Origin of the sequence: Bradyrhizobium sp. 23, assembly GCF_023073295.1 — a bacterium.
In the GTDB taxonomy this organism is placed as follows: domain Bacteria; phylum Pseudomonadota; class Alphaproteobacteria; order Rhizobiales; family Xanthobacteraceae; genus Bradyrhizobium; species Bradyrhizobium canariense_D.
Genome location: NZ_JADPJF010000010.1, coordinates 36,200 through 45,011 on the forward strand (window position 1 = coordinate 36,200; position 8,812 = coordinate 45,011).

The 8,812-nt window shown below is 64.2% G+C and carries 10 protein-coding genes and 1 pseudogene; 4 read left to right on the plus strand and 7 right to left on the minus strand.

Annotated features, from left to right (window positions below):
- Positions 1–520, minus strand: a 520-nt coding sequence (locus tag IVB32_RS01460; protein ID WP_247409622.1) for a DUF4175 family protein, incomplete at its 3' end; no start/stop codon positions are given.
- A gap of 166 nt (positions 521–686) precedes the next feature.
- On the opposite strand from IVB32_RS01460, the gene IVB32_RS01465 reads away from it, so the two are divergent.
- Both IVB32_RS01465 and IVB32_RS01470 read left to right on the plus strand, forming a co-directional pair.
- Positions 687–1,070: a carboxymuconolactone decarboxylase family protein gene (locus tag IVB32_RS01465; protein WP_007597318.1), complete on the plus strand. Its 384-nt coding sequence runs from the start codon at positions 687–689 to the stop codon at positions 1,068–1,070.
- A 217-nt stretch (positions 1,071–1,287) separates the two neighbouring features.
- Positions 1,288–2,184, plus strand: a complete 897-nt coding sequence (locus tag IVB32_RS01470) for an NAD(P)-dependent oxidoreductase (protein ID WP_018453250.1) — start codon at positions 1,288–1,290, stop codon at positions 2,182–2,184.
- Between the two features lie 400 nt (positions 2,185–2,584).
- Here IVB32_RS01470 and IVB32_RS01475 read toward each other — a convergent pair whose 3' ends face one another.
- Together IVB32_RS01475 and IVB32_RS01480 are read right to left on the minus strand one after the other, a co-directional pair.
- Positions 2,585–2,911, minus strand: a complete 327-nt coding sequence (locus IVB32_RS01475; RefSeq protein WP_018453248.1) for a DUF1330 domain-containing protein — start codon at positions 2,909–2,911, stop codon at positions 2,585–2,587.
- 131 nt (positions 2,912–3,042) lie between these two features.
- Positions 3,043–3,741, minus strand: a pseudogene (locus IVB32_RS01480) (helix-turn-helix domain-containing protein).
- Positions 3,742–3,923: 182 nt separating this feature from the next.
- On the opposite strand from IVB32_RS01480, the gene IVB32_RS01485 reads away from it, so the two are divergent.
- Positions 3,924–4,442, plus strand: a complete 519-nt coding sequence (locus tag IVB32_RS01485) for an SRPBCC family protein (protein ID WP_026232494.1) — start codon at positions 3,924–3,926, stop codon at positions 4,440–4,442.
- Positions 4,443–4,498: 56 nt separating this feature from the next.
- Here IVB32_RS01485 and lysA read toward each other — a convergent pair whose 3' ends face one another.
- From lysA to argH, 3 genes are all read right to left on the minus strand, one after another.
- Entirely contained in the window at positions 4,499–5,764 is a 1,266-nt protein-coding gene (gene lysA / locus IVB32_RS01490) for a diaminopimelate decarboxylase (RefSeq protein ID WP_018453245.1), read from the minus strand.
- A gap of 23 nt (positions 5,765–5,787) precedes the next feature.
- Positions 5,788–6,078, minus strand: coding sequence for a lipoprotein (locus IVB32_RS01495; RefSeq protein ID WP_007615309.1), 291 nt, complete (start codon positions 6,076–6,078; stop codon positions 5,788–5,790).
- 94 nt (positions 6,079–6,172) lie between these two features.
- A complete protein-coding gene (argH, locus tag IVB32_RS01500; protein WP_018453243.1) occupies positions 6,173–7,570 on the minus strand; it encodes an argininosuccinate lyase in 1,398 nt (465 codons plus the stop codon).
- Between the two features lie 106 nt (positions 7,571–7,676).
- Between argH and IVB32_RS01505 the strand changes: the two genes are divergently transcribed.
- Positions 7,677–8,366, plus strand: coding sequence for a TlpA disulfide reductase family protein (locus tag IVB32_RS01505; RefSeq protein WP_247409624.1), 690 nt, complete (start codon positions 7,677–7,679; stop codon positions 8,364–8,366).
- Positions 8,367–8,377: 11 nt separating this feature from the next.
- On the opposite strand, the gene IVB32_RS01510 is transcribed toward IVB32_RS01505, so the two are convergent.
- On the minus strand, positions 8,378–8,572 hold the full coding sequence (locus IVB32_RS01510; protein ID WP_007615312.1) for a hypothetical protein: 195 nt from the start codon (positions 8,570–8,572) through the stop codon (positions 8,378–8,380).
- Between the last annotated feature and the right edge of the window lie 240 nt (positions 8,573–8,812).

An 8,812-nucleotide genomic window follows, 5' to 3' on the forward strand; every position in this document is an offset into this window, starting at 1 on the left:
TCGCAACCAGCATCACCATGACCAGCGCGCGCAGCGCCCAGGGATCATGCAGAGCGAGCCGGGGCTTCGGCAGACCGGCGCGGATGCGCTTGATCGAAGCCAGCGTGCGCTCACGCTGCGCCCGCCACAAGGCCTGCGCAACCGGGTCCTGCGAGCTCAGCGTGTCCGTCAGCGTGGTGGCCGGCCGGTGACGGATGCCGGAGCCGCGGTCGAGTCGGGCCAGCGCCTCCTCGCGGCTCGGCCAGCGGAAGCGACTCAACGGGAACAGGGTGACAATCGCGACGCCGGCGAAAACGACGAGACCGATGGCGCGGGCAATGGACGGCAGCGCCAGCCAGAGGCCGGCCCAGGACACCACCAGGAACAGACCGACGACGGTGAGAAGCCGCGCCAAATTTGGCCAGGCACGCTCCCACGCGATGGCATAAGTGGCCCGCTGCAGGGCTTGCGCCAGCTTCAGCCGCGACAGAGCGTCGCCATCGCGGATCGGGTCTGACGGGTCGGGGGTGACGCCGTTCAATCAACTCTCCAGGTTGCCCGGTAGAGAAGCGTACCACAACGGCAGCACTGAGGCATCCGTTCCTGTACGGGAGACACCCCTTTTCCCGCATAACACGAGGACGTGACTGGCCCGCCGCAACCCCGTAATTTCCGCGCCGACAGCCAAGGAAAACAAAGGAAACACCATGGACAAGAAGATGCACGACAAGGGCCTGGAAGTCCGCAAAGCAGTGTTGGGCGAGGCCTATGTCAACAACGCCCTGAAGACCGTCGACGACTTCAACCGTCCGTTCCAGGAGATGCTCAACGAATATTGCTGGGGCACGGTGTGGGGCCGCGAGGAGCTGCCGCGCAAGACCCGCAGCATGCTCAACATCGCGATGATCGCGATCCTCAATCGTCAGCACGAATTCCGCGCGCATCTGAAGGGTGCACTCACCAACGGCGTCAGCCGCGACGAGATCCGCGAGATCCTGATGCAGGTCGCAATCTATGGCGGCATGCCGGCCGCGGTTGACAGTTTTCGAATCGCGCGCGAGGTGTTCGCGGAGATCGACGGCAAGGCGTGAGGGGTGCCGGCGTGAAGGACGGGGACGCGACGTCCCCATGTCGTCCTGGCGAAAGCCGGACCCATAGCCACTGGCAGGTGTGGTTACGGGCACTCGGAGTTGCCACTTCGCGCCAAAACGTCTCCCTGGGGTAATGGGTCCTGGCTTTCGCCAGGAAGACACCGAGGATGGATACGGGCCGATCAACAACAACGAATAATCACCACAAGGAAACACCATGGACATCGGATTCATCGGCCTCGGAAATATGGGTTTCCCGATGGCACGGCGGCTGATCGAGGCCGGCCACCGGCTCGTCGTATTCGACACGCGCCAGGAGGTCGTCGACAAGCTGGTGGCGCGCGGCGCCACTGCGGCGACGTCGCCGAAGGACGTCGCCGACCAGGTCGAGACCGTCATGGCGAGCCTGCCTTCGCTGCAGGCTTCGCTCGCGGTTGCGACGGGGCCGAACGGCGTGATCGAGGGAAGCCGCGTCAAACGCTTCGTCGATCTCTCCACCGTCGGCTCAGCGATGGCGGTGAAGATTCACGGCCTGCTCGCCAAGCATGACATCGTGCAGATCGATTGCCCAGTTTCCGGCGGCGTCGGCGGCGCCGAGAAAGGCACTCTCGCGGTAATGGTCTCGGGGCCGAAGACCGAGTTCGAGCTGCTCAAGCCCGCGCTCGACGTCATCGGGAAAGTGTTCTTCATTGGCGAGAAGCCCGGCGCGGCGCAGACCATGAAGCTCGCCAACAACTTCTTGTCGGCCACCGCGATCGTGGCGACCTCGGAAGCGGTGGTGATGGGCGTCAAGGCGGGGCTCGATCCCGCCGTGATGATCGACGTCATCAATGCCGGCTCCGGCATGAACACCGCGAGCCGCGACAAGTTTCCGCGCTCGGTGCTGCCGCGCAGCTTCGACTTCGGCTTCGCCACGGGATTGATGGTGAAGGACGTGCGGCTGGCGCTGGAGGAGATGAAGCAGCTCGGCCTGTCGATGGAGGTCGCGGAGGCGGTCTGCCGGTTGTGGGAGACGGTCATCAGCACGGAAGGCGCCGAGTCCGATTTCACCGCGGCGATCAAGCCGATCGAGAAGAGGGCGGGCGTTGTGGTGGGCGGCAGGCCACCCGGCTAGCGCCAACACGACAGCGCAGCGCCGACGACCGGCGCTGCGCTGTCCTCCTTGGATCGATCTGCTACGAGCGGCGTCTGCCAAGTTCCGGAAGGTCGATCGGCTGCTCCGGTTGCAGGGAGGCCGAGCCCCCGCTGCATTTGATATACTTCTCGTCGCACCTGCGCATGCACCGTCTCTCGCTCGAGCATTTCGCAGAGGTATTGTTGCAGCTGACCCACGTAATGTCGCACCGTGTGACCCGGGCCGACGCGACGCCGGAGAGTCCGAGCACGAAGGCCACGCTGCAAGCTACGAAAAGCATGCGAAGCAGGCCGGCGCCGGCGAGTGAATCGTTCATTCGATCTCCTGTGTTGGCCGGGCACGTCTGCGCCTGCGGCCGGGTTTTTGACGAAGACGCAGTTCAAGCCTTGGCGAGATAGGGGATCGTGCCGGCCAAGTCCGTATCGTCGATCAACTGGAAGCGGCTCTCGCTGCCGCCCCTGCGCGCTGCCGCGAATCGGCCGTAGGCGGGATCAGTAACGAAGGACTCCGCCGCTTTCGCCGTGGGAAAAGACATGATCGCGATCAGCGATGTGTCGAGAGGGGCACCTTCAAGAGTTTTCACATTGCCGCTGCGGGAAAGATACTTGCCGCCATGCTTGTGCACCAGCTCGTGGACGGACGCGGCGTAGTCCGGCACCCACTTTCCGTCAGTCACTTTGATGTCCGCGATCAGATACGCTGTCATGTCGTGTCTCCTGGCTCGAGTTCAGCTCCGCGTTGAAGGGCGGGCATCACTTGGTGCCAGAACACGGCGCGGACTTGCCAGTACGGGAACTGTAGCGGGGCGATACAAATACTGAATTGCGCCGCCCTGGATCAGCTCGCCAGCTTGCGTTCCTTGGCGAACGGGCTAAGGCCGAGCCAACTTTGCATGGCCGCGGCAAGCTGCCGATCGCCGGTGAGCAGCATCCGCCGGCTTGCGGCGGCCGCCCGCACGGAATCGAGTCCCATCCAGATCGCCGTCATGGTGCGCAGATCAACCGACACGTAAAGGTCAACGTCGAAACCGGGATCAATCGAGCAGAGGTCGACACTGTCGTCGGGATCGACGATCAGCCACCACAATCGCTGCGTCGAAGGTAATTCCGGATACGCGAACTGCAGCACGCTGCGGCGGGTCGGCATCGGCGTCGTGTTCAAATTCCGCCGCATGTCTCACATCAACAGCTGGACATCGAGATGCTGAAGCGACAGATCCGACTCGATGCGGCGCTGGCCCCAGATGCCGAACGCCTCGACGATGGGGCCGAGTTCGCGTCCGGAAGCGGTCAGCTGATACTCGATCACGCCGCGCTCGGAAGCCGACGGCTGGCGGATGATGATGCCTGCAGCTTCGAGTTCCTTGAGGCGCTGGGAAAGCAGCGCAGGCGACATGCGGGGAACGCCGCGGCGCAACTCGTTGAACCGGGTCGAGCCGGCGACGAGTTCACGTAGCAGCACGACGGTCCAGCGCGTGCACAATATCTCGGCCGCCATCGCGACCGGACAGAACTGCCTGTAGCTGCCGATGGTCATGCGGGCCTCCGTGACAAGCGAAGGCGCAACCTTAGGGCCGCGGCGCGCGGCTTCCTAGTTCAGTTTCTGTATCAGCAGCGATTCATTCTCTGAACTGGCCGCGGACCGTGGTGAGCGTCTATTCGACCGGCATTGGCAAGCCGGCCGCCGCAATCGCGGCCCGCCGGACACAGGAGATTACCATGAAGAAATACGATTCAACGGCTTCCAGATTGCTCGTTTCGGTTCGCAGCGCCGCGATTTGCACCCTCGGCCTGGGCGTCGGCGTCATGCCGGCGTCCGCAGCCAATCTGACGAGGAGCATCGAGGTCAGCAGTGCTGCGGCCGAGGTGTGGTCCGTCATCGGGCCGTTCTGCGCGATCAAGGATTGGCTGCCGCCGGTGGGGCAGTGCATTGCGGACGGCAAGTCGCCGCCAACCCGGACGCTCGTCACCAGGGACGGCAAGGCCTCGTTCGTGGAGACGCAGACTGCGCGGAACGACAAAGACTACAGCTATTCCTACGCGTTCCTGTCGAGCCCACTGCCGGTGAGCCAGTACAAGTCGACCATCAAGGTCACGGCAAAGGGTGAAGGCGCATCGGTGGTGACATGGACCGGCATCTACACGCCCGACCCGGGGCGGGAGAAGGAAGCGGTCGATGCCCTCGGCGGCGTCTATGATTCCGGCCTCGCCGCAATCAGGGACCGGTTCAAGAAGTAGGGTCAATGCAGCGATGGGCGCAGCGCTAGCTGCGCTCATCGTGGACAATCACAGCCTCATAGCCACGGCGCCGGCGTATCCATCGCGATCAATTGCTCGACCTCGATGCGCGGACGCACGACCGCGTACTGGTCGCCCTTCACCAGCACTTCGGGCACCAGCGGCCGCGTATTGTAGGTGCCGGCCTGCACTGCGCCGTAGGCGCCGGCGGTCATGATGGCGATGAGGTCGCCGGGCTTTGGCGTCGGTAGCGTGCGATCGAGTGCGAGATAGTCGCCGGTCTCGCAGACCGGGCCGACGACGTCGGCCATGATGGTCGCGGCCCCCGTCGCAGGCTGCGTCACCGGCAGAATGTCGTGATGGGCCTCGTACAGCGTCGGGCGGATCAGATCGTTCATGGCGGCGTCGATGATGACGAAATTCTTGCCGTCACCGTGCTTCACATAGATCACCTTGGCGACCAGGATGCCGGCATTGCCGACGATCATGCGGCCCGGTTCGAACATCAGCGTGCAGCCGAGATTGTGGCTGACGCGCTTGACCATCGCGGCATAGGCGTCGGGCGCCGGCGGCGCCTCGCGGTCCATGTAATAGGGAATGCCGAGACCGCCGCCGAAATCGACATGCGAGATGTTGTGGCCGTCGGCACGCAGCGTCTGCACGAATTCGGAGAGGATGCGGAACGCGATCTCCATCTTGGAGAGGTCGGTGATCTGGCTGCCGATATGCACGTCGGTGCCTGTGACCTCGATGCCCGGCAGCTTCGCGGCGCGGGCATAGACCTCGCGGGCATGCGCGATCGGGATGCCGAACTTGTTCTCGGACTTGCCGGTCGAAATCTTCGCATGCGTGCCGGCATCGACGTCAGGATTGACACGGATCGAGATCCGCGCGGTCTTCCCGGTCTCGGTCGCAAGGCGCGACAGCAGCTCGAGCTCGGGCTCGGATTCGACATTGAGGCAGAGGATGTCGGCCGCCAGCGCAGCGCGCAGCTCGGCTTCCGTCTTGCCGACGCCGGAGAACAGGATCTTGCTTGCTGGAATGCCGGCGGCCAGCGCGCGCTTCAATTCGCCGCCGGACACCACGTCCGCGCCGGCGCCGAGCCTGGCCAGCGTGCGCAGCACCGACTGGTTGGAATTTGCCTTCATGGCGTAGCAGACCAGCACCTTCTCGCCCGCGAAGGCGTCGGTGAAAACGCGATAGTGCCGCTCGAGCGTCGCGGTCGAATAGCAATAGAACGGCGTGCCGACGGTTGCAGCCAGCTCGGACAGGTTCACCGCCTCGGCGTGCAGCACGCCGTTGCGATAGTCAAAATGATTCATGGCGTTGGCTCAGTTGCCCCAGCCTATCGGCTGGGTCTTTCGTCCAGGAGCGGGTCGAGGATAAACGGTTTCTTCCTGCCCTTGGTCGCCGCCGGTGCGGCGTCCGCGCCATAGGTGGGGTTGAACACGCTCGGCGTCTTCTGGGCTTCGGTCTCGGTATCGGTCGGCGGCGCGACGTTGGCCGTTGACGCGCTGGAGGCGGTCGGCGGCAGATCCAGCGGGCCCTTGCGGCCACAGCCGGCAAGCGCGAGCGCCGTCAGGCTCAAGACAATGATGGCCCACCCCGAGCCGGCCGGGCGAAACTTTGACGTCACGACGAAATCCCCACTACGCGCGGCGCACCATACAGAGATTGGCGCGCTCTGGCGAGACCCGGATGACCATGAAACATAAGCGAAATTTTGCTCCTCAGCCCAATTTTCGCTCTTTTTCCAGCCGCTTCAGCCAGGCCTTGGCCTGCGATGCCACGTTCTTCGGCGCGGTACCGCCGAAACTGGTCCGGCTCTTCACCGACGATTCGACCGAGAGCACGCCAAGCACGTCTTTCGTGATCTTCGCTTCGATTGCCTGCATCTCCCTCAGCGGCAGCTCGTGCAGCGCCACGCCGCCCTCGGCGGCTTTCGCGACGATGCGGCCGGTGACGTGATGGGCCTCGCGGAACGGCATCTTCAGCGTCCGCACCAGCCAGTCGGCAAGATCGGTCGCGGTGGCGTAGCCCTCGCCTGCAGCAAGCTTCATCTTCGCTTCATCAGGCACGAGATCTCGGACCATGCCGGTCATGGCGCGGATCGCGAGCGACAGCGCGGCGAAGCCTTCCATGGCGCCCTGCTTGTCCTCTTGCATGTCCTTTTGATAGGCGAGCGGCAGGCCCTTCATGACGATCAGCAGCCCATTGAGCGCGCCGATGACGCGGCCGGTCTTGGCGCGCACCAGCTCGGCGGCGTCAGGATTGCGCTTCTGCGGCATGATCGAGGATCCCGTGGTGAACTTGTCGCTGAGGCGGATCATGCCGACCAGCGGCGAGGTCCAGATCACGATCTCCTCGGCAAAGCGCGACATGTGCACGGCGCAGATCGAGGCCGCCGACAGCGTCTCCAGCACGAAGTCGCGATCGGAGACCGCATCGAGCGAGTTCGCCATCGGACGGTCAAAACCGAGCGCCTTCGCCGTGGCGTGACGGTCGATCGGGAACGAGGTACCGGCGAGCGCTGCAGCTCCGAGCGGGGACTCATTCAGCCGCTTGCGCGCGTCCTGGAAACGGCCGCGATCGCGCGCGGCCATCTCGACATAGGCGAGCAGATGGTGGCCGAAGGTCACCGGCTGCGCGGTCTGCAGATGCGTGAAGCCCGGCATGACCGTTCCGGCGTGCTCCAGCGCGCGCTCGACCAGCGCCTGCTGGAACGCGGCGAGCGAGGCGTCGGTCTCATCGAGGACATCGCGGACATAGAGACGGAAATCGGTCGCGACCTGGTCGTTACGCGAGCGCGCGGTGTGCAAGCGGCCGGCGGCAGGGCCGATCAGCTCGGACAGGCGGCTCTCGACATTCATGTGAATGTCCTCGAGCGCGCGCTTGAATTCGAAGGCGCCCTTGCCGATCTCTGACAAAATCGTGTCTAGACCCTTGCCGATATTTTTCGCATCAGAGTCCGTGATGATGCCCTGCGCGGCCAGCATCGCGGCGTGGGCCTTGGACGCGGCAATGTCCTGGGCAAAGAGGTGACGATCGACGTCGATGGAGACGTTGATCTCTTCCATGATCTCGTCGGGACGTTCCGAGAACCGGCCGCCCCACATCTTGTTGCTCATGATCCCCTGCTCACGCCTTGCCTGTGGCCGCCGCACGTTTGCTGACGGCTGCCAGCCGTATTAAGAGGCCTCTGATAGCCATATCTGCGACCGGATGACAAACGATATGCTCGACCCCAACGACAGGCTCGACCAAAGGACAGCACGGTCGGCCACGCGCCGTATCCCCGTGGTCATCGCCACCGTGGTGGTCGGGGGCCTGGCTGGCTTTGCCGCGCTGTACGGGCTGGGCCTGGGCCGGGCCCCCTCCGGCGATCCCGCCTGCCGGGCCGCGGTGAACACCGCACAGAAGATCGCGCCGCTTGCCCATGGCGAGGTGGCGGCGCTGACCATGGCGACCGCACCGCTAAAGCTGCCGGACCTGGCCTTCGAGGACGCCGACGGCAGGCCGAAGAAGCTGTCGGATTTCCGCGGCAAGACGCTGCTGGTGAACCTCTGGGCCACCTGGTGCGTGCCCTGCCGCAAGGAAATGCCGGCGTTGGACGAGCTCCGGGGCAAACTTTCGGGCCCGAATTTCGAGGTGGTGGCGATCAATATCGACACCCGCGACCCCGAGAAGCCCAAGACGTTTCTGAAAGAGGCCAATCTCATCAGGCTCGGCTATTTCAGCGATCAGAAAGCCAAGGTTTTTCAGGATCTTAAGGCGATAGGCCGGGCCTTGGGCATGCCCACCTCGGTGCTGGTCGATCCTCAAGGCTGCGAGATCGCGACGATCGCGGGGCCGGCGGAATGGGCGAGCGAGGATGCGCTCAAGCTGATCCGGGCTGCGACGGGCAAAGCCGCAGCGTCGTTCTAAGCGATGATGTTTTAGGCGGTGACGTTGAGGTTGCTGCCGACGCCAGCGCCGACATTGGCAAGCGAGGGCTGTCCGGCGCCGAGCAGCGTCAGGACGGTGGATTTCTCCGCATCCGCGTTCTGCTTCATCAGCGTCGCCGAGATATTCGACTGCAGCGCGCCTTGCTGAGAGGCCAGCATGCTGCTGACCATCGCCATCATGTCCATTACGCAAACCCTCGTACCGGCGGTAACCTAGAGGCGGGCGGTTAACGGGACATGAATTGTCGCGAGTCGCCGTAAGGTAGGCTTTCTCCGTCTCCCGGCTCTGCTGCGTATCGCTAACGCGCTGCGCAATGTCCCGGCACGAAACCCCTTATCTCGTCGGAATCGGCTTGGCGCCGCGGTAGTCGTAAAAACCGCGCTGGGTCTTGCGACCGAGCCAGCCCGCCTCGACGTATTTCACCA